At 40.8% G+C, this 20,620-nt stretch carries 15 protein-coding genes and 1 pseudogene; all 16 read right to left on the reverse strand.

All coding sequences use genetic code 11. The features are described 5' to 3' along the window. Positions 1-47: 47 nt before the first annotated feature. The 16 genes and pseudogenes from AC4G3O_RS01495 to AC4G3O_RS01570 all read right to left on the reverse strand — a co-directional run bounded on the left by AC4G3O_RS01495 (position 48) and on the right by AC4G3O_RS01570 (position 19,980). Positions 48-1,220: an acyl-CoA dehydrogenase family protein gene (locus tag AC4G3O_RS01495; RefSeq protein WP_139891871.1), complete on the reverse strand. Its 1,173-nt coding sequence runs from the start codon at positions 1,218-1,220 to the stop codon at positions 48-50. A 46-nt stretch (positions 1,221-1,266) separates the two neighbouring features. Next, positions 1,267-2,380 (reverse strand): annotated as a pseudogene (locus AC4G3O_RS01500) (acyl-CoA dehydrogenase family protein). A gap of 99 nt (positions 2,381-2,479) precedes the next feature. Beyond that, positions 2,480-3,766, reverse strand: a complete 1,287-nt coding sequence (locus AC4G3O_RS01505) for an acetyl-CoA hydrolase/transferase family protein (RefSeq protein ID WP_491135718.1) — start codon at positions 3,764-3,766, stop codon at positions 2,480-2,482. Positions 3,767-3,769: 3 nt separating this feature from the next. After that, a complete protein-coding gene (locus AC4G3O_RS01510) occupies positions 3,770-4,963 on the reverse strand; it encodes a thiolase family protein (RefSeq protein ID WP_491135719.1) in 1,194 nt (397 codons plus the stop codon). 32 nt (positions 4,964-4,995) lie between these two features. Continuing rightward, positions 4,996-6,171: an acyl-CoA dehydrogenase family protein gene (locus AC4G3O_RS01515; protein ID WP_148629774.1), complete on the reverse strand. Its 1,176-nt coding sequence runs from the start codon at positions 6,169-6,171 to the stop codon at positions 4,996-4,998. 149 nt (positions 6,172-6,320) lie between these two features. Next, a complete protein-coding gene (locus AC4G3O_RS01520) occupies positions 6,321-7,103 on the reverse strand; it encodes an enoyl-CoA hydratase/isomerase family protein (RefSeq protein ID WP_491089583.1) in 783 nt (260 codons plus the stop codon). 47 nt (positions 7,104-7,150) lie between these two features. Beyond that, a complete protein-coding gene (locus AC4G3O_RS01525; protein ID WP_491135720.1) occupies positions 7,151-7,933 on the reverse strand; it encodes an enoyl-CoA hydratase/isomerase family protein in 783 nt (260 codons plus the stop codon). A gap of 22 nt (positions 7,934-7,955) precedes the next feature. Next, positions 7,956-8,726 (reverse strand): 3-hydroxyacyl-CoA dehydrogenase, encoded by a 771-nt coding sequence (locus AC4G3O_RS01530; RefSeq protein WP_139891865.1) that lies wholly within the window; start codon positions 8,724-8,726, stop codon positions 7,956-7,958. A 48-nt stretch (positions 8,727-8,774) separates the two neighbouring features. After that, a complete protein-coding gene (locus AC4G3O_RS01535) occupies positions 8,775-9,926 on the reverse strand; it encodes a thiolase family protein (protein WP_491135721.1) in 1,152 nt (383 codons plus the stop codon). 13 nt (positions 9,927-9,939) lie between these two features. Beyond that, positions 9,940-11,076, reverse strand: coding sequence for an acyl-CoA dehydrogenase family protein (locus tag AC4G3O_RS01540; RefSeq protein WP_066103491.1), 1,137 nt, complete (start codon positions 11,074-11,076; stop codon positions 9,940-9,942). Between the two features lie 264 nt (positions 11,077-11,340). Further along, positions 11,341-12,429 (reverse strand): CaiB/BaiF CoA transferase family protein, encoded by a 1,089-nt coding sequence (locus tag AC4G3O_RS01545; RefSeq protein ID WP_066103489.1) that lies wholly within the window; start codon positions 12,427-12,429, stop codon positions 11,341-11,343. Positions 12,430-12,520: 91 nt separating this feature from the next. Then, on the reverse strand, positions 12,521-14,662 hold the full coding sequence (locus AC4G3O_RS01550) for a sigma 54-interacting transcriptional regulator (protein WP_491135722.1): 2,142 nt from the start codon (positions 14,660-14,662) through the stop codon (positions 12,521-12,523). Positions 14,663-14,760: 98 nt separating this feature from the next. After that, positions 14,761-16,278 (reverse strand): class I adenylate-forming enzyme family protein, encoded by a 1,518-nt coding sequence (locus AC4G3O_RS01555; RefSeq protein WP_491135723.1) that lies wholly within the window; start codon positions 16,276-16,278, stop codon positions 14,761-14,763. A gap of 44 nt (positions 16,279-16,322) precedes the next feature. Further along, positions 16,323-17,525 carry an iron-containing alcohol dehydrogenase gene (locus tag AC4G3O_RS01560; RefSeq protein WP_066103486.1) on the reverse strand — a complete coding sequence of 401 codons (1,203 nt, stop codon included), beginning with the start codon at positions 17,523-17,525 and terminating at the stop codon, positions 16,323-16,325. A gap of 35 nt (positions 17,526-17,560) precedes the next feature. Then, a complete protein-coding gene (locus AC4G3O_RS01565; protein ID WP_148629779.1) occupies positions 17,561-19,078 on the reverse strand; it encodes an aldehyde dehydrogenase family protein in 1,518 nt (505 codons plus the stop codon). A gap of 29 nt (positions 19,079-19,107) precedes the next feature. Next, positions 19,108-19,980 carry a R2-like ligand-binding oxidase gene (locus AC4G3O_RS01570; RefSeq protein ID WP_139891860.1) on the reverse strand — a complete coding sequence of 291 codons (873 nt, stop codon included), beginning with the start codon at positions 19,978-19,980 and terminating at the stop codon, positions 19,108-19,110. Positions 19,981-20,620 lie beyond the last annotated feature (640 nt).

Consider the following 20,620-nt stretch of genomic DNA (forward strand, 5'->3'; position numbering starts at 1 on the left):
CTGCCCATTTTTATTTTGATATCAATGCCTGTCTGTCTTAATAAGAATTATGTATACATCATTTGTGAATGATTATAGAAATCTTTCTTTATTTGAGCAGCAATGATATTTTTCTGGATTTCTGAAGTACCTTCATAAATTTTGGTGATTCTTGCATCACGATAAAATCGCTCGATTGGATATCCTTTCATATATCCTAGGCCTCCATGAATCTGAACGGCTTTATCAGCTACTCGATTAAATATTTCTGAACCTAGCAATTTAGACATAGCCGCTTCTTTAACAACATTCTTTCCTTGGTCTACCATCCAGGCAACCTTATAGGTTAATGCACGGAGCGATTCAATGTCCAAGGCCATATCAGCCAAATAGTGCTGGATGATTTGCTGTTCAAAAATCGGCTTTCCGAATTGGTGCCGTTCAAATGCATATTGGACCGATAATTCCAATAATTTTTGACAGGATCCAAGATTCCTAGCGGCCAGACCTACGCGGCCATTAGCTAGAATCTTTAGAGCATTCACATATCCCATTCCTTCTTGCCCCAGAATATGATCTGCCGGAACCTCGCAGTCTTCAAAAAAGATTTCGAAAGAATGAGAGCCTCTCAAGCCCATTTTTTCTTCCTTTTTCCCAATAATCATTCCTTTTGTACCCTTTTCAATCAAAAAGGAAGTAATTCCTTTAGGACCTGCAGCCGGATTGGTCACAGCCATCACGGTAAATAAACCGGCAATTGATGCATTTGTTATATAGTGCTTGGACCCATTTAGAAGATAGCTGTCTCCTTTTCGAACGGCTCTCGTTCTAATCGCAGCAGCATTTGAACCAGCTTCAGGCTCTGTTAAAGCAAATGCACCAATTAATTCTCCAGTTGCCATTTTGGGTAAATATTTTTGCTTCTGTCTATCATTTCCCATCTCAACAACCCCAACAGAGCCAATACCGGTATGTGCTCCAATGATGGTCGTATAGCCATTATGCGTACGGCCAAGCTCCTCATATATGGCACATTTTCCAACCATATCGAGGCCAAGTCCGCCATAGCCTTCCGGAATACTCAAACCAAATAGACCCATGTCCCTGCTTAGCTGCATGATGTCCTCAGGTATATGATCATTTTTCTCGATTAAGTCTGCTTTCGGATCGACCGTTTCATCAATGAAATGTTTGATCATCTTTTTCATTTTTATCGTTTCATCTGATAAGGTAAAGTCCAAACTCGTTCTCTCCCTTCTCTTCTTTTTAATTTGATCTATCCAGCTTTCAAGTGAGTCCCAATTGTTTAGAGATAATGACCCATAATTTCATTCGAGCCTGCAAAAATGGATGTGACTGGTATATCTCTATACCGTCTGGCAATTTTGTATTCCTCCATATAGCCATAACCGCCATGAAGCTGCATACATTGGGTGGAGACACGTTTTGCCATCTCTGTCGTCCACCATTTAGCCATACTTACTTCCTTCACAATTTCTTTTCCATCAATATGTTTTTTGATTAAATCATCGACAAAAGTCCGACCAAACTTTATTTCTGTAGCAATTTCGGCCAGCGTAAATTGAGTGTTCTGAAATTGGCTGATTGGCTTTCCAAAGGCATCTCTCTCTTTTACATATTGTATGGTTAATTGAAGCATATCTTCAGCAGCTACGACCGCATTTGTTGCGCATAAGAGCCGTTCCTCCTGAAGATTCATCATCATATAGCGGAAGCCTTTTCCTTCTTCTCCTAATCGATTTGAGACTGGCACTATACAATCTTCAAATATTAGCCCACTCGTATCCTGGCTGTGCATTCCCACCTTATTTAACTTCCTCCCACGCGTAAACCCTGGGGTATCTCGTTCAACTAATATAAGACTGATTCCTTTATGTCTTGGTTCAGCTTTTGGATCCGTTTTACAGGCAACAATTATCAAATCAGAATGGATTCCATTTGTAATAAATGTTTTCTGACCATTTAATATATACTGATTACCTTTACGGATAGCCGTAGTTTGGATGCTTGCCAAATCTGATCCAGCCCCTGGTTCTGTCATTGCAATCGAAGTAATCAGTTCCCCTTTAACGCATTTTTTCAAAAATCTATGCTTTTGTTCCTCATTGCCAAATGTATGTAAATAAGGAACAATGATATTGCTGTGAGTTCCAATGCCCGTCAAACCAGCTCCTATTTTTGCTAATTCTTCACTTAAAATAATAGCAAAGCCAAAATCAGTACCCATTCCGCCATACTCCACACTGACCCACGGGCAAATAAAACCTTGTTCACCCATCTTCTCCCAAAAGGATCGAGGGATCAATCTCTCCTCTTCCCATGTTTCAAAATAGGGAACAGCTTCTTTTTGTAAAAAACTCACGAGTGATTTCCTGAACATTTCATGTTCATCAGTAAAAAATGGCCGTCTTGCCCTTTTTATCTGATCCTGTTTCACCTTGATTGACACCTAAACCCCTCCATGTAAAAAAGATTATTGCTACAACTGTGATGTAAGATTAGCACTTAAACTTTCTCTGAAATTCGGGTGTACGATGTTCAGCATTTGCTGTCTTCGTTCTTTAAGTGATTTGCCAAACAAGGAAGCAATTCCGTACTCTGTCACAATATAATCAATCTCTGATTTTAAGGATGTAACAGAAGATACAGTATTTTTTATTCTCGACCTAGTACCTCCCATTGCAGTCGCTGGAAGGGCAATAATAGCTTTTCCACCTTTTGAAAGTCTGGCCCCACGAATAAAATCCATTTGGCCGCCAACTCCAGCTAATGGATAATTGCCAATTTGCTCAGCATTTATTTGTCCTGTCAAATCGACTTCCAAAGCTGAGTTAATTGAATAGAAATCCGTAATCTTTGAAATTTGTAAGCTATTATGTGTAAAATCTGCTGGGTATAAGCAAATATCCTTATTGAGGTTGGCGAAGCTATATAACTGCTGACTTCCAGTTAAAGTGGTACAAACCGTTTTACCAGTCATCACTTCTTTTCTTTCATTAGTAATAACTCCTCGCTTCATCATTTCCATGACACCGTCTGTTATAGTACCGGAATGAACACCCAATCCCTTCTTTTCCTTAAGGGCCAAAAGAACGGCATCTGCAATTCTACCTATCCCAACTTGAATCGTTGCATAATCAGGGATTAATTGTGCAACATTTTTACCGATTGCCTCTTCTATTTTGTTTGGAATTCCAGATGAAATCGTCAATAAACTATCATTTGATTCAACAAAATAATCAATCTCTGATACATGAATTTCTGAATCCCCAAATGTCCTGGGAAGATTGCTATTGACCTGAGCAATGACTTTACCAGCATGTTTACTAAGTGAATGGATAATATCGACTGAGATTCCCAGATTACAATAACCATTTTGATTGGGAGGAGTAACCTGAATCATGGCAAAATCAATTTTATTTGTTTCCACCCATTCCGGTAATTCGGATAAATTTAAAGGTATATAATCACCATTTCCTGCATGAAAAACCCCCTTTAGTAATGAGGATCCAAGGAATGTCTTGATAAAAAAATGAGGATTCCCCTCCGATTCAGCATACAAGCAGGGACTCCCAACAATACACGTGTATAAATTTAATAAATGAAACCGTTCCTTTTGTCGAATAAGTTCCTTTACCAGCTGTTGCGGTTCATTACAAAAAGGTGCCAAAAAGACATTGTGAGAGGAGGAGTCTATAAGAGAGATTGCTTTTTCTGCAGTGACGATACGTGAACGGTAAAGATCTAACCCTTTGTTCTCTTGCATGGCCTAAACCTGCAGATTCTCAACAATTGAGGATATTCCTAAACCTCCGCCAATGCAAAAGGTAACCAAGCCATATTTTTCTCCCCTGCGCTCCATTTCATGAATAAGCTTGGTCATTAGGATACCTCCTGTCCCTCCAATTGGATGACCAAGCGCAATCGCTCCACCATTTACATTCAATCGCCTCAAATCCAAATCCATTTCTTTAATCACAGCTAAGGTTTGAGCAGCGAATGCTTCGTTTAATTCTATCAGCCCTATATCCTCTAACTTCAATCCGGCTAGCTTCAGTGCTTTTCTCGTAGCTGGTGCAGGACCGATTCCCATAATATCTGGAGAAACACCGGCAACTGCCTGAGCAATGATTTTTGCTTTACATTTATAGCCCTTTTGAATAGCTGTTTCTTCTGCCATTAGCATAACCAACCCTGCGCCATCATTCCGTCCGCTTGAATTCCCTGCCGTTACAGTCCCATTTTTCTTAAAAACAGGTTTAAGCCGCGCCAATTGCTCCATACTCGTTTTTCTTGGATGTTCATCCACTTTAAATATTTCTGTCCCTTTCTTCGTCTTTATCTGATATGGAATGATCTGATCATTAAACAGGCCAGAAGAAATAGCACGTTCAGCCTTTTCTTGACTTAAAAGCGCATATTCATCCTGCTCTTCTCTGGTGATTGAATATTTTTCGGCAAGGTTTTCTGCTGTCATCCCCATGGTTAAATGACCGTATGTCTCGATTGGTTGTGCACGCGGCTGACTTTCCGTATTGGAATCAAGGATTTCCGTATTACCTGTGCCAAACCCATAACGAGCATTACGTAAATAGAATGGTGCCTGACTCATACTTTCAGCACCACCGGCAATTACTATGTCCGATAAACCGCACATGATTTGCTGGACACCATTATGAATAGCCTGCACTCCTGATCCGCATTGGCGATGGACCGTATAACCCGGTGTTTCTATTGCAAGTCCGGCACGCAATAAAGCTAATCTTGCCAGGTTTGGCTGATCTGTGCTTTGTTTCGCCTGACCGATAATGACTTCATCAATCTCATCTTTCTGTACTCCTGTGCGTTCAATCAATCCGTTTATGGTGGCAGAAGCAAGATAATCCACTTCCTCATTTTTTAACGATCCGCCTATCTTGCCAACCGCCGTCCGAACAGCCTCAACAATCACCGCATTTCTCATACTACATCCTCCCATCAACCTTGAGTATCATACTAGTAAGACTTAGGCAAACCTAAGACATGCTCCGCTACATAAGAAAGAATCATATTGGTTGAAATTGGTGCCACTTGATAAAGGCGTGTTTCTCTGAATTTCCTTTCTACATCATATTCAGCCGCAAAACCAAATCCTCCAAACGTTTGCAGTGCTGTGTTAGCAGCATCCCAAGACGCATCAGCGGCAAGCAATTTTGACATATTCGCCTCAGCCCCACATTTTATACCTAGATCAAATAGCCTTGATGCCTCCTTACGCATTAAGTCCGCTGCCTCTATTTGGATATGTGCCTTCGCCAACGGGAATTGAATTCCTTGATTTTCCCCAATTTGCCGATCAAAAACGACTCTTTCGTTTGCATATTGAGTTGCTTTCTCTATAAACCATCGTCCATCCCCTATACATTCGGCCGCAATTAATATTCGTTCTGCATTCATACCATCTAAAATATAGGAAAAACCTTTTCCTTCTTCACCAATCAAATTTTCGGCTGGTACCTTTAAATTTTCGATAAATAATTCAGTGGTAGAATGGTTCATCATCGTCTGAATGGGACGGATGGTAATACCATTGTTTATTGCTTCCTTCAAATCAACAAGCAGAACAGATAATCCTTCCGTTTTTTTCTTAATTTGACTGACTGGCGTAGTCCTCACTAGCAGCATCATTAAATCAGAATGCTCTGTTCTTGAAATAAAGACTTTCTGACCATTCACGACATAATGATCTCCTCTTCTTTCTGCAAAGGTCCGTAATTTAGTCGTATCGGTTCCTGTCGTTGGTTCTGTGACTCCAAAAGCCTGCAATCGTAATGTACCGTCAGCGATACGAGGTAAATAGTTTGACTTTTGTTGCTGGTTTCCATGCCGGGCTAACGTCCCCATTATGTACATTTGAGCGTGACAGGCACCAGCGTTGCCTCCGCTTCGATTAATTTCTTCAAGAATAATAGAAGCCTCCGCAATACCTAATCCAGAACCACCATACTCTTCTGGGATCAAAGCTGATAGAAAACCATTTCTCGTTATTTCATTTACAAACTCTTCAGGGTATGCATTTTTCATGTCTAGCTCTCTCCAATAAGAGCCGGAGAATCGTTGACATACTCTTCGTACACTGTGACGCAGCTCTTTATTAAATTGGATTGTTTTTTCCAGCGGAACAGATTTCACCAATCTCACCTCCTATCACCTATTGTTTACTTAACACGTCTAACCAAGAGAAAAATTAGAATAAGTGCTCCTGTTTATACAATTTATTAATGTTTGCTTAAAGGTAGCTCACCGGAAACATATTTTAATAATGACAGGCTCTCCTGATTTTACTTACCGATAAACTTAGGCGACCGTTTCTCGACGAATGCTCTTACTCCCTCAAGTCGATCCGAGGTTGATAAACATCGGTTATAGTACTCTTGTTCTATAATTTTTGCTTCATTATTCTTTAATACAAACAAGGAATCTATTGCTGCTTTTGCTTGCTGGACAGCTATAGGGGCATTACGGGCAATACCCCCAGCAAATTCGAGTGCTGATTCATATAATTCAGCAGAACTGGTCATCCTGTTCAATAATCCATCCTTTTCCGCTTCTAAAGCCGACACAATCCGTCCTGTACATATCCATTCCTTTGCACGGTGAACCGGTATTCGCTTTGATAGCAATCTCGTTCCGCCACACCCAGGCATAATTCCACGCGTCACTTCTGGCAATCCAAACTGTGCCGTATCTGCCGCAATTAAAAAATCACAATTCAAAACGAGTTCAAATCCTCCAGCCAACGCATACCCATCCACTACCGCGATAACCGGTTGCTTAAGAGATGCTATAGCAGTGAACATTTCCCGAAATAGCTGGTGCTGATTTTTCCACTCTTCCTCATTCAGCTCGTTGCGCTCTTTCAAATCTGCACCGGTACAAAAAGCTTTCTTATTGGACGATGTGATTAAAACCACCCTTGCATCACTTTCAGAAATAATTTGAGTCGCGCCAAGAATTTCTTTAGCCATCTCTGTATCAAAGGCATTAAGCGCTTTAGGTCTGTTTAATCGTATTTCGGCTATATGCCCCTCCACACCGACCCGTTTCCATTCAACATACTTCATACAGATGATTCCCCCAGACTTCTTCCCAATAGCAAACACTTACATGCTTATTGATGAGTAAATACCGGACGGCGTTTTTCAAGGAATGCAGTTACTCCCTCTTTCATATCCTCTGTTGTAAAGATTTCCTGGAACAGGTTTGATTCCAATTCGAGCCCATCCTGTAATTGGCTATCTGTTCCCTCATTAACTGCCTGCTTGATTCTTCGTAAAGCCTGAAGAGAATGCCTGCTGATTTTCCGGGCCAGTTTGCGGGCAGCTTCAATCCCTTCTTCATCTGTAGCAATTTGATTAATGATCCCGAGCTGAAGCGCTTCTTCAGCCGTTATCGAATCGCCTGTAAACATCAGCTCTTTTGCTTTAGCTGAACCGATTAAACGGGGCAGCCTTTGCGTTCCCCCTCCACCTGGAAATAGGCCGAGCTTCACTTCAGGCAAGCCAAGTTGGGCCGTCTCCTTGGCAATACGCAGATCACAGACAAGTGCAAGTTCAAATCCACCGCCCAGTGTTATTCCATTTAAATAGGCAATAGTAGGCTTTGGAAAATCGGATATCAATCGAAAAACCTCATTTTTCTTACTGGGCTGTTTTTTGGCTTCCGTGCTTTGGTTGATCATGTTGGGGAACTCCTTAATATCTGCTCCCGCCATAAATGCCCGGTCACCTTCCCCTGTTAAAATAACCGTAACCACTGAATGGTCATCTCTCAGTTCAGTAAAGGCATCACAAAGCTCACTTGCCAGTAGTTCACTCAAAACATTCATCGGTGGATTATTAATGACGACCGTTGCGACATTATTCTCTTTTTCAACACGCAGCAATGAATACATAGCACTGCCTCCTCTTAATCTATTATTTTGGCTGCATACGAATTGCCCCATCCAGGCGAATTGTTTCTCCATTCAGCATTGGATTTTCAATAATACTTTTGACGAGCATGGCATATTCTGAGGGATATCCGAGCCTTGGCGGGAATGGTACCATCGCACCGAGGGCACTCCTGGCCTGCTCTGGTAATCCCCCAAACAAAGGTGTGTCAATCAAGCCCGGAGCAATCGTCATAACACGAACTCCGCTTCTCGCTAAATCTCTTGCCAACGGCAAGGTCATGCCAACAATTCCACCCTTTGAAGCACTATAGGCTGCTTGGCCAATTTGTCCATCAAAAGCTGCTACTGAAGCTGTATTAATGACAACACCTCTTTCCCCTTCTTCATTAGGTTCATTCTTAATCATTTGTTCTGCAGCCAGACGAATTACATTAAATGTCCCAACCAAATTGACCTCAATCACTTTTTTAAATCTGCCAAGATCATGAACTTTATCCTTAGAGACGACTTTTTCACCTACTCCAATTCCTGCACAATTGACGACCGTATTGATTTTCCCAAACGTTTCAACACTTTTCTCAATGGCAGTCCGAATCTCATCCTCACTGGTTACATCCGCTTTTACAAAGATCACATTTTCATGACCGAGTGATTCGGCTAATGCCAACCCTTTATCTTCCGAGCGATCGATAATCGTTACTTTCCCGCCATTTTCCACAATATTCTTGACTGTAGCCTCTCCCAGACCCGAAGCTCCACCTGTTACAACAGCAATTATATTTTGCATCTTCATACAACCAACCTCCATTTTTTAGTTTTCAATCATACCTGTTTGATTGTTCTATTCAATTCGTTTGATAATCGTTGCATTGGCCATACCGGCACCCTCGCAAATAGCCTGTAATCCATATCGTCCACCCGTTCTTTCAAGTTCATGCATTAAAGTAACCATGACCCTTGCCCCACTTGCACCAAGAGGATGACCGAGTGCAATCGCTCCTCCGTTTACATTTAACTTATTCATGCTTGCTTCAAGTTCTTCCTTCCAACAGAGCGGAACTGGTGCAAAGGCTTCATTGACTTCATATAAATCCATATCCTGTATCGTCAGTCCTGCTCTATCAAGTGCCATTCTCGTCGCCTCTATCGGTCCAGTTAACATCAGGGTTGGATCGGATCCTACAATCGTTCGGGCAATTATCGAAAATCTTGGTTTTAAGCCTAATTCCAACGCCTTCTCCTTATACATAATTAACAGGGCTGCAGCTCCGTCACTCATTTGACTGGCATTCCCAGCGTGTATCACACCATTTTCTCTAAAAACTGTAGGCAAAGTGGCCAGCTTTTCAAGAGAGGTTCCCCGACGTGGGCCTTCATCCTGTGTAACTAAAGTCTTTGCTCCCAAATCATCCAATACTTCCACTGGCACGATTTCACGATCAAAGCGCCCCTCATTTTGGGCTTGAATAGCTCTCTGATGACTCAATAGAGAAAATTCATCAAGTTGATTGCGGCTAAAGCCCCATTTCTCAGCAATTCTTTCTGCTGATAGTCCTTGATTGATTAATTCATAACGGGAAGACAGCTGTTCACTAGGCTGTGAATGCTTTCTTGTTGAACCCATCGGCACTCGTGACATACTCTCCACTCCACCCGCTATAACGATATCCATATCTCCACTCAAAATGGCTTGTGCGGCAAAATGAACCGCTTGTTGACTGGAACCGCATTGTCGATCAATCGTCGTGCCAGGTACTTTAATGGGGAAATCAGCCATCAAGGCAGCTGAACGTGCAATATTTAACCCTTGTTCTTCCACTTGGGATACACACCCAATAATGACATCCTCAATCAAATCAGAAGAAACACCTGCCCTGTTTACTACTTCTTTTAAAACGTTTGCGAGCAAATCATCCGGGCGGATGGAGCTCAATACTCCATTACGCTTTCCTACCGGTGTTCTGACTGCTTCAACAATTACGGCCTCCCTCATATAACTCTCCCCCTTATAATCCAATTTTTTTAGCGATTATTTGCTTCATAATTTCATTTGTACCTGCATATATCGAGGTGACCGCTATATCCCGATATCTTCTCGCAATCGCATATTCTTCCATAAAACCGTAACCACCGTGCAATTGCATACATTGGCTGACCAATCTCTTTGCCATATCGGTTATCCACCATTTAGCCATGCTCACCTCGGTGACAATATCCTGACCCTCCATATGCCTCACGATTAAACCGTCGATAAATGTACGGCCTATCTCCACCTCAGTCGCCATTTCAGCAATCTTAAATTGTGTATTTTGAAATTCACTGATTGATTTACCAAAGGCAGTCCGCTGTTTGACATAATCAATCGTGATTTTTAACGATTCCTCGGCTGCTGCTAAGGCCTGAATCGCACACATTAACCGCTCCTGCTGAAGTTTGGCCATCAAATAATAGAAGCCTTTATTTTCTTGTCCTAATAAATTACTAACCGGTACTCTTGCATCCTCGAAAATTAACTCAGTCGTTTCACCCGCAAGCTGACCGATTTTATTCAGCTTTTTACCACGTATAAATCCAGGTGTTTCTTTTTCGACTACAATGAGACTGATTCCTTTATGTCCTGCTTCTGGATTTGTTTTACAGGCTACGATGGTTAAGTCGGACCTGAGCCCATTTGATATAAATGTTTTTTGCCCATTAATAATATAGTGATCCCCATCTCTAACAGCTCTTGTCTGCAAATTCCCTAAATCTGATCCCGTTCCCGGCTCAGTCATTGCAATAGCCGTTGAATATTCACCCGTAATGCACTTTGGAATCCATTTTTGTTTTTGTTCTTCTGTACCGAATTCATATAAATATGGAACAACAATATCATTATGTAAAACACATCCTCCAATTCCGCTTCCGACTCTTTCAAACTCCTCAGCAAGAATGACTGAATAGGCAAAATCTGCATTAAACCCACCATATTTTTCATCTGCCCACGGTACAAGAAACCCTTGGTCTCCCAACTTTTTCCACAAATCTCCAGGTGTGCTTTTCTCCTTCTCCCAATCAAGATAGTAAGGAATCACTTCCTTATCTAGAAATTTCCGAACTGATTCACGAAAAATACGATGCTCTTCCTTTAAATAACCGGTCATATTTGTACTCCCTTTCTATTCATAGTCTTATATCTGTACACCCTATATACATGCAATTATCATGCCAACTTGTTAAATGGGTATTCCGCCAGATTGTGAGATTGGTTGTATGAAATCTGTACACCTTCCCATTCATTAGTGTCTCGTTTCGTCCATTGTCGCTTGCTGTAGCAGGTTGGTTTAAACGGCGCCTAGCAAAATACGCTAATTATCAATCTATAAAGAAAAAACTGCCGGTATTCATACACAGCAGTTTACTAGCGTTTATTTTTGATAGGTTCGATTATGCTGGCCAAGCTTTGGATAGGTACCGATTATTTCATTTGAAAATGCTCCTGATTGAAATCCAGTCACCATATATCGATATGAATCTTTCTCGTGAATTAGATTTCTGTCCTTCATATAGATATGTTCGCTTAGCTCATCGGCTTCAAGGACAGGCGCCATGCAGCAATCCACTTCCATAGAGAAATGAATCCATTCCTCGAATGTTTTACTTGCAAACAATTGAACTATTTCCTGATAAACTTCATTTTGCTTAGTCGGCTTAGAAAATTGAGCATTTATCCATACATCCTGTCTTGTTGCCGCGCAAAAATTTCTCCAAAACTTTGTCTCCAACGCACATAACGTCATATACCTGTGATCTTTGGTTTCATAAATCCCATAACAAATCACATTACCATTTAAAGTAGGGATTCCGTTTTTTCTGCCTGTTGCTGATTCAATAAACACATGGTAATTCATTAATGCAGCAGTCGTGTCCAATAAAGCAATATCTAAATAGCTTCCACTGCCTGATCGTTCTCTTTGAAAGAGGGCACCTAGTATAGCTTCGGTTGCTGAAGTTCCACCGATCAAATCAGCAAATGTAAGTGACGGTTGAATGGGTCTGCCATTCCCATCCTTTAACTGAGCTAATACACCGCTAAGAGCCATGTAATTCAAATCATGGCTGCCTAGTTGGTGCATGGTTCCTTTTTGACCATAGCCGGATAAGGAGCAATAAATAAGCGATGGATGCAGGACTTTTATATCTTCGTATCCAAGCCCTAAGCGAGCCATTACACCAGGACGGTAGCTTTCAATTAAAATGTCTGAATTACGGATCAACTCAATCGCCAATTCTTTGTCCGCTTCGTTTTTCAAATCTAGGGCCAAGCTATTTTTATTTCGGTTCATACACCGGAAAAGATAATTTTCTTTTTGATCATCCTCCAATGGCATACGCGCATGATCTCCAGTTGGAGGCTCTATTTTAATGACTTCTGCTCCTAAATCTGCCAGCCGCAGGGTTGCATAGGGTCCGGGCAAGTTTTGGGTGAAATCAACTACTTTAATTCCCTTAAGCATGTACGCTTCCTCCTTAAATTCACCTAATTCATATCCTGTTAAAATATAGAATTTATCCCATCCATAAAGAATGTCTGATTTTCAAACACCTTCATTTCTGCTGTTTTAAGTGGGAAGATTCAGGCAGTAACCAATCATACTTCTTTAGCTTGTCATACAATACAGATCGGCTGATTCCAAGCAGAAGACAGGCCTTACTTTTATTCCCTCCTGACATTTCCAATGCTTTTTGTATGGCCATCTGCTCCGCTTTCTCTAATAAAGGCTGTGTTTCATCTTCCTCCTCTTCATTCAAGAAAAAATCATAGCCAACTTTCTGCAGAATATATTCTGGAATGTCCTCTAGGCCGACTTTGCCATCCTCTGCAAAAATCATGGCTCTCTCCCAAACATTCCGCAATTCCCGGATATTTCCGGGCCAGTCATACTCCAATATTGCTTTCTCGAACAATGGGTTCCACCCTGTAATACTTGTCCCGTTTTGTTTATTAAATTCTTTAATAAAAGCTTCGCTTAGGAGGAGAATATCCTTTTTTCTCCGCCTTAACGGAGGAATCTCGAAGGATATGACATTCAAGCGGTAAAATAAATCCTCCCTAAATTCCCCTTCAGCAACCATTTTTTCCAAGGGACGATTGGTAGCGGCAATGATTCGGACATTTACACTGATCCGTTCTGTTCCGCCTACTCTGTAAAACTCTCTTTCTTGCAGGACACGAAGCAGCTTGGCCTGAATGGGTAAGGACATATCCCCAATCTCATCGAGAAAAAGTGTGCCACCATTAGCCATATCAAATTTGCCGATCTTCCCTTTATGTTTAGCGCCTGTAAAAGCGCCTTCTTCATATCCAAAAAACTCTGACTCCAATAAATGCTCTGGTATAGCTGCGCAGTTCACCGTAATAAACGGACCCTTTCCAAATGGACTGGCACTATGGATGGCATGGGCAAACAACTCTTTACCTGTTCCGCTTTCCCCAAAAATTAATACCGTGGTCTTTACCTTGGCTGCTTTCATCCCACTCCTCATAAACTTATCCATTTGCTTATCGTGTGACAGGATTTGATCAAAAGTAAATCTTGATTTCTCAAGCTTGGTAGGATTCAGATTCTTCCTATCATTTATCTCTGCACTTTTGAATAACTCACGGACTTCGTGCAGTTGGCGATAAACGATTTTACCAATGGCACCGATAATTTGCTCATCCTGATAAACGGGTATACGGTGAACGATATAGTCTATTCCTTTAACCTGCATAAACTCACTTACTTCCGCTACACCCGTTTTCATCACATGCGGCAAATGAAGATGTGGTAAAACCGATTCGATTTCCCTCATATCCAATTGCTGTTCATAAAGATCAAACAGCTCAATTAACGAGGGGCTGATAAAAGTAACTTCTTCGTTTTCATTAATCATGACGAGGCCATCATAAGCATTATGGATAACTGATTGCAAAAGGGTTTTCCATTTCTTTTGAAATTTTAATTCTCTTGTTAAATTCTCTAATTCAGATACATTTTGAAAAAGTGTGATATACCCCTGTTTACCATTTTCTAAATCATACTTCGACAGACGTACCATATAATGTTCGGATTGAAAAACCATTGGAAAATGAGCTTCCATTTTCTCGGAAAAGTGATCTAATTGAGGGATATAAATCTCGAGGTTCTCATTGATGAGTGATGAATAAGGGATTCCAATCATCTCAGTGATTTTTTCATTCACAAAGATAATTTGATTTTTTCCATCTGTCATAATGGCTCCCAAATTGGATGTTTGTAAAACTTTTTCAAGCTGTTCTTTTAATAATTTCGTTTCTCTCACGTAATTCATAACCGCATTTGTTTTTGTAAAAATACCTACAGGTGCACCCTGTTTGTTCACAACAATCCCCGTGCCAACCCTGCTTTTTGATATTAACTTTTCCAACAGTTCAGCGTTCACATCCTCCAAAACCGTTCCTACATCTTTTTTGATATACTCACTGATTGTCGTATCTTTTGAAACATCCGTCAGAATCATTTGGTACAATGAACTTCTTGTAAATACGCCAATCAGTTTACCTGAACTGTTTGTCACCGGGATTGTATTCCACTTTTGCTTGTACATGATAGATAGCGCTTCCATCAATGTGTTCGTTGGTGATAAACAATGTTCGAGCGGACTCATAATTTCTTTAACGGGCTTTATAGTTTTCTCCCCCTTTAAGATTCTATATACGTTTTCCACAAATACGTGTAAAACTCCTCTAAATATAGGAAGGGAATAAAAATCGGCAAAATCCTTCTCGTTTAAGAATCAGGATTTTGCCCCACTGAAATCATTTATTATTTAATAGTATTTTTATCGTAATCTTTTAAAACAGTTTTTAGCATTTTTCCTGTTCCTGATTTCGGTAGTTGGTCAATAAAACAAATATAATCAGGAACCTTATACTCTGCCAGTCTCTCTTTACAATAGGAAACTACCTCTTCTTCCTGTAACTCTGGTTTTTTCTTTGCTACATAGGCCACCGTTTTTTCGCCAAAGACCGGATCAGGCCTGCCAATAACGGAACACTCCAAAATATCAGGGTGCGTGTACAATACTTCCTCTAACTCACGCGGGTAAATATTAAAGCCGCCTCTGATGATCATGTCCTTCTTCCGGTCCACAATAAAATGGTATCCATCTTCATCATAATAGGCCAAATCACCAGTATATAACCATCCATCTTTAATCGTGTTAATCGTATCATCTTCCTTCTTATAGTAGCCCTTCATCATGTTCGGTCCTCTGAAAATAATCTCCCCTACCGCGTGAGACTCTACTTCCTCACCTTCCGGGTCAACAATTTTCAAATCGACGCCAGGAATAGGCACTCCAACAGAATTCAATTTTTTAGCCATATCTCGAGGTGTGGTCATTAGCATAACTGTACTTTCTGTCAGACCATATCCTTCTGATATTTCTACACCAAGTGATTGATTGGTCTTATGGAGGATCTCAGCAGGCAAACTCGCACCACCACAACCAGCTGTCCGAAGATGAGAAAAGTCTAAATCTGAAATGGCTGGATTTTGAAGAAAGAAAGCATACATAGTTGGGACGCCCAAGAATATCGAGATTTGATAGTTTGATATCTTTTCAAGTGTATCAACAGGATGAAAACGTTCCTCTAAATAAATCGTACTTCCGTGGGCAATCGGCGCTAGGAATCCTTGTAATTTGGCATAAGCATGAAAAAGAGGCAATACACAAAGGACCCTGTCTTTTGGCGTTAATTGATTAATGACGGCTGCCGTAATTGTCATCCAATTCAAGTTGGCATGTGTAATCATGGCTCCCTTTGGATTACCGGTTGTCCCGGATGTATAAATGATTTGCGCGACATCCTCCGCATGAACAGGGGCCACCTTGCTGATAGGAGATAGAGACTGCAATTCCTGCCAGTCAGTAAATGGATGATTTTCCTCTACTCCAAAATAATAGATTTCTTTCATCTGTTTAAAGTCATTCATAGAGTTTTGAATGACAGCGGATGCAGCAACTTCCGTAATTAAATATTCCGATTCCGAATCATTAATAATATAGGTTGTTTCTTTTTCTTTAAAAGTAGGGTTAATGGGTACGACTGTTGCACCAGTTGCTAATATAGCAAAATACGTAATGATATATTCCGGTCGATTGGTCATCATCAACGCTACTTTTGTCTCCTGAGTAATGCCTTTATTTTTTAACCCGGCTGCAACACTGAAAATTTGATCTCTCAGCTCTTGATAAGTCATCACTTGTTCCCGGTAATGAATAGCGGGCTGATTGGGCAAACGCGACACAGTGGACGTTAGCAGTTCAACAATATTCAAAAATTAACTACCTCCTTAAAATATAGAATCTATATTTCCGCCTATTAAACACTTACTTTTGTGCCTAAAACCTCTCGGCAAACCTGCTCAATTACCTCTTCTGGCAAACGATAGGTTTGACCAGAAGGATCATTTTGGACAGCAGATATAAGTTCCGATATATCGGCAGATTCAATGTTATATTCAGAAAAATCATCTGGTAAGTTTACAGCTTTACGAAGTGCTTCAATTTCTTCTATACATTGCTGTAAGCACTCTTCCTCGGTATCGGCAATATTCTCAATGCCAAGCGCCTGAGCAAATTCTTTTATCTTAGGTAAATAGAGAGGAGCTAAGTTTTTCATAACACTCGGCATTAAAACAGCATTGGCTAAACCATGTGGGATGCCATACTTTGCACCAAGAGTATGGGCTATATTATGGATTGGCATTTCAGCAAATGCCAAGACAAAGCTTGTAATCGCCATCGCACTCGCCTGCAGCATAGTAGCACGTGCTGCGATGCTACTGCCTTCATGTACAGCTGTTTCCAAATTAGCTCTAATTAGTTTAGCAGCATGGAGTGCAAATGCATCTCCCATTGCACTTGAATTATTGGAAAAATACCCTTCGACTGCATGGGTTAAGGCATCTAACCCAGTAAAAGCCGTAATTTTTGGCGGTAAGCCAACAGTTAACTCTGGATCAAGAATTGCGATATCTGAATTGATAAATGGATGGAGCAAATTACACTTCACCCCTAATTGCTCATTGTAGACGACCGAGATGCCTGATATCTCCGCACCTGTTCCGGCTGTAGTTGCAATCGAAATGTGGGGAATACCCATATGCTGAGCCTCTGGCCAAACTTCTAAAACATTTCCATTCATGGCATGTTCGATCTTGTTCACTTTCTTATGAAGACACCATTTAATGGTTTTTGCTGTATCCAAAACTGAACCACCGCCGATGGCAATCAAAGAATCACCATTGCACTCTTTGTAATATTGCAGCCCTTTATTAATATTGGAGGACTTGGCATCCTGTGTAACATCATCAAATACCCCTGCCAATTGGATACCAGGTACCATCTCAAATAAACGCTGGATTTTTTTCGTCAATCCAGCCTGGGTTAAGCCTTTATCTGAATATAGAACCGGGCGTTTACCGCCCAATGATTGAATTAAGTCTGGAATAAGTATATGCGACCCTGCCCCATTCTTAATGATTGATCGATGGATAAATTCATAATACGAAGTGACCTTCATCTTATCTCCCCATTCCTATTAGTTTTAAAAGAATGCTAGAATATCAGCCCTAAAGCTGCCCGTTGTTCATTTTCAGTTGTCAGTGCTGTAATGATGCTCTTCAGCTCTGTATATTCATTGAAAACCTGGCTTCCCAGTTCACGTCCAAGTCCACTTTGCTTATAACCGCCAAATGGCGCATCATTTCTGAACGCATGCCATTCATTAATCCAAATCGTGCCTGCTTTAAGCTGTGTTGCTATTTCATTAGCTTTGACGACGTCACGAGACCATACACCTGCCGTCAAGCCATAAATGGTATCATTGGCAATTTCAATTGCTTCCTCAACCGTTGAATACTTCATCACGCAGAGGACTGGACCAAAAATTTCTTCCTGTGCTATCTTCATATCATTTGTGACATCTGCAAAAATAGTTGGTTCGATGAAATAACCCTGATCTAGTCCTGGTCCTTCTGCTTTTTTGCCACCGCATACAAGACGCGCACCCTGTTCCAATCCGGATTCTATATATCCCAGGACCTTATTCATTTGTTTCTCAGAAATGACTGGACCCATTCCGGTACTTGGATCAAGTGGATGGCCTAATTTTATTTTTGCAGTCATGGCCACCAATTTTTCAACGACGATATCGTACATCGATTCATGAACCAGGACACGTGTGCTTGCTTCACAAACTTGACCGGCATGGAAGAATACGCCAAGTAAAATCCCAGGTATGGCCACTTCCAGATCAGCATCCGGAAGAACAATTGCAGGTGCCTTTCCGCCAAGCTCGAGCGTAACTTTTTTCACACCTGAAGAGGCTAACTCCATTATTTTCTTTCCTGTTTCAGTTGAACCTGTGAACGCAATTTTCTGTACCTCCGGATGCGTCACAAGCGCCTCGCCTATCTCTGCACCTGAACCGGTAATGACATTGAAAACTCCTTTAGGAAGTCCTGCTTCAACAGCAATCTCCGCCAGTTTTAATGTCCCAAGCGGGGTATCAGATGCCGGCTTGACAATAATGGAATTCCCCATAGCAATGGCTGGAGCAATCTTCCACATTGCTAAGACAAGCGGGAAATTGAACGGTGTAATCGCGGCTACAACGCCTAATGGTTCCCGAACCAATTGAGCTCTATTTGCCCCGAACACTTCCCTTACTGGCAATGCTTGAACAAATTCATATTCAAGGGCCATATTGGCTGTTTGCTGAAGAGATAAGATGAGCTGCATAATATCTGCTCCACCAATTTTACGTAAGGTCGCTCCGGTACTGATACCTTCCAAATAAATTAACTCCTGTGCATGTTCCTTTATTTTACCGGCAAAATTCACCATGATTTGTGACCTTTCTGCCTGTGTTTTCCTTGACCATACACCTGATTCATAAACTTCCTTTGCATTGAGAACAGCTTTATTTACATCAGCTGATGTACCTTTAGGGACTTTAGCAATTACTTCGGATGTAGCTGGATTTATGACATCGAACATTTCTCCCGTAGAGCCTGGTGTCCATTCTCCACCAATAAATTGTGCAAATTCCTGAACCTTCACGTCTGTACTCATCCTATATCCTCCCTTTTCTACCTATTTTCTTACTCAAAAATAACTTCAGTTTCATGAATTTCTTCCAGCGTTTTCTCCTGGGCACGTGATAGTACCTCAATCCGAGCACTCAATTGTTTTAGCGCATATTCCATTGCTTTTCCTTCCTCGATACCGAGACTTGTCACTTTTTCCCCATCTTCCCTGGTTGTCAGCTCATAGGCAATTGGAAGCAACTCCTGGAGTCTTACTTGGACACGATCAAATAACTCGGGCTTTTCATGAATCAAGCGCTGAATAAGGAATGTGCCAAATCCAATATGGCGTCCTTCGTCCCTCTTTACATTCCGTATTCCTTCAATAAATCCAGGGAACAAATTCGCTTTTGATAAAGCTTCATAGAAGAACCAATATCCCGTTTCCGCCAATACACCTTCAGCAAAGATATTGTATGTGACCGCAGCATCCAGCATTGCTTCAGGTGACTGATCTACGAGTAATCTATTCATTGTCTTAGGGAGGACATCGTCAAATAATTTCCTGTGCCCGGATGTCAGGAGATGGCTGAGATCCTCAGTCACGCCTATTTCTTCTAAAAATAAACTAAAGAACTCCGCATGCTTAGCTTCTTCAAATAAGAATGTAGATAGGTAAGATTCCTCTTCAAACCATCCTTTTTTGGATACAGCCATAATCATCGGCAGGATATCCTCCGAGACAGCTTCCTCCCCGCCAATAAACTGTGCAAATTGAATCAGAACTTCCTGCTGTTGGTCAGGACTTAGCTTTTTCCAATCCTCTTTATCCTGGCTAAAGTCAATATCAACCGGATTCCATATCCCATGTCTTTTTGCCTTTTGGTATAGCCTATATGGGAGTGAATCCTTTTTAATCATTTGTTTGGTAGTTACATATTCACGCATTCGTATCCCTCCTTTAAGAATAATTAGTTTTATTTTCATGGATACTTTTCGTATGTATTCCCTCCTCCCACCAATAATAAAGCGCTTACATTATGTTGCATCCACTTGGAACAGCCTTCACTTAACTAATTGCAAGTTCCGTGCCAACACACCATCCATGTGAGAATCAGGAAAATAGTATGGCTTTTATGTAGAAATGATTGATTTCCAAACAACCTTTTTTCCTTGCTGTTTGAATATCAATCATAGGCTTTTTGACCTGCAGACGGAACTTCTTTACTTAAACTGTAACTTAAAACCTATACATAATATGTTGTAATTTGTAAGCTAACTAAAAAAAGATAGAATAAATCTATCATCAATTTCCACACTTCTATTCATAGGATTTAATTTTGAAACTATTATTCTTTGGAAACAGTGATACATTACTTCTTTTATTAAGACTTGTTAATTTAGAAAAAACGATTTCCCATTTAAAATCAATCCATATACATAGCTTAAAAGGTACTTTAAGTAAATAATAAAGCGTGGATTAATAGTAATAGAGCGGATTTAATTAATTATTGAGCCGAACTTCAACATAATTGAGCCAAACCACTTTGTAATGATCAAATTAGTGAGAGTATGTGTGAAAAGAAGC

The organism is Bacillus sp. z14 (2026) (genome assembly GCF_058313575.1).

Excerpts from the sequence above, each read along its gene's own strand:
- AC4G3O_RS01505 (WP_491135718.1), bottom strand. The coding sequence starts at position 3,766 with ATGCAAGAGAACAAAGGGTTAGATCTTTACCGTTCACGTATCGTCACT.
- AC4G3O_RS01510 (WP_491135719.1), bottom strand. The coding sequence starts at position 4,963 with ATGAGAAATGCGGTGATTGTTGAGGCTGTTCGGACGGCGGTTGGCAAG.
- AC4G3O_RS01520 (WP_491089583.1), bottom strand. The coding sequence starts at position 7,103 with ATGAAGTATGTTGAATGGAAACGGGTCGGTGTGGAGGGGCATATAGCC.
- AC4G3O_RS01525 (WP_491135720.1), bottom strand. The coding sequence starts at position 7,933 with ATGTATTCATTGCTGCGTGTTGAAAAAGAGAATAATGTCGCAACGGTC.
- AC4G3O_RS01530 (WP_139891865.1), bottom strand. The coding sequence starts at position 8,726 with ATGAAGATGCAAAATATAATTGCTGTTGTAACAGGTGGAGCTTCGGGT.
- AC4G3O_RS01535 (WP_491135721.1), bottom strand. The coding sequence starts at position 9,926 with ATGAGGGAGGCCGTAATTGTTGAAGCAGTCAGAACACCGGTAGGAAAG.
- AC4G3O_RS01540 (WP_066103491.1), bottom strand. The coding sequence starts at position 11,076 with ATGACCGGTTATTTAAAGGAAGAGCATCGTATTTTTCGTGAATCAGTT.
- AC4G3O_RS01545 (WP_066103489.1), bottom strand. The coding sequence starts at position 12,429 with ATGCTTAAGGGAATTAAAGTAGTTGATTTCACCCAAAACTTGCCCGGA.
- AC4G3O_RS01560 (WP_066103486.1), bottom strand. The coding sequence starts at position 17,525 with ATGAAGGTCACTTCGTATTATGAATTTATCCATCGATCAATCATTAAG.
- AC4G3O_RS01565 (WP_148629779.1), bottom strand. The coding sequence starts at position 19,078 with ATGAGTACAGACGTGAAGGTTCAGGAATTTGCACAATTTATTGGTGGA.
- AC4G3O_RS01570 (WP_139891860.1), bottom strand. The coding sequence starts at position 19,980 with ATGCGTGAATATGTAACTACCAAACAAATGATTAAAAAGGATTCACTC.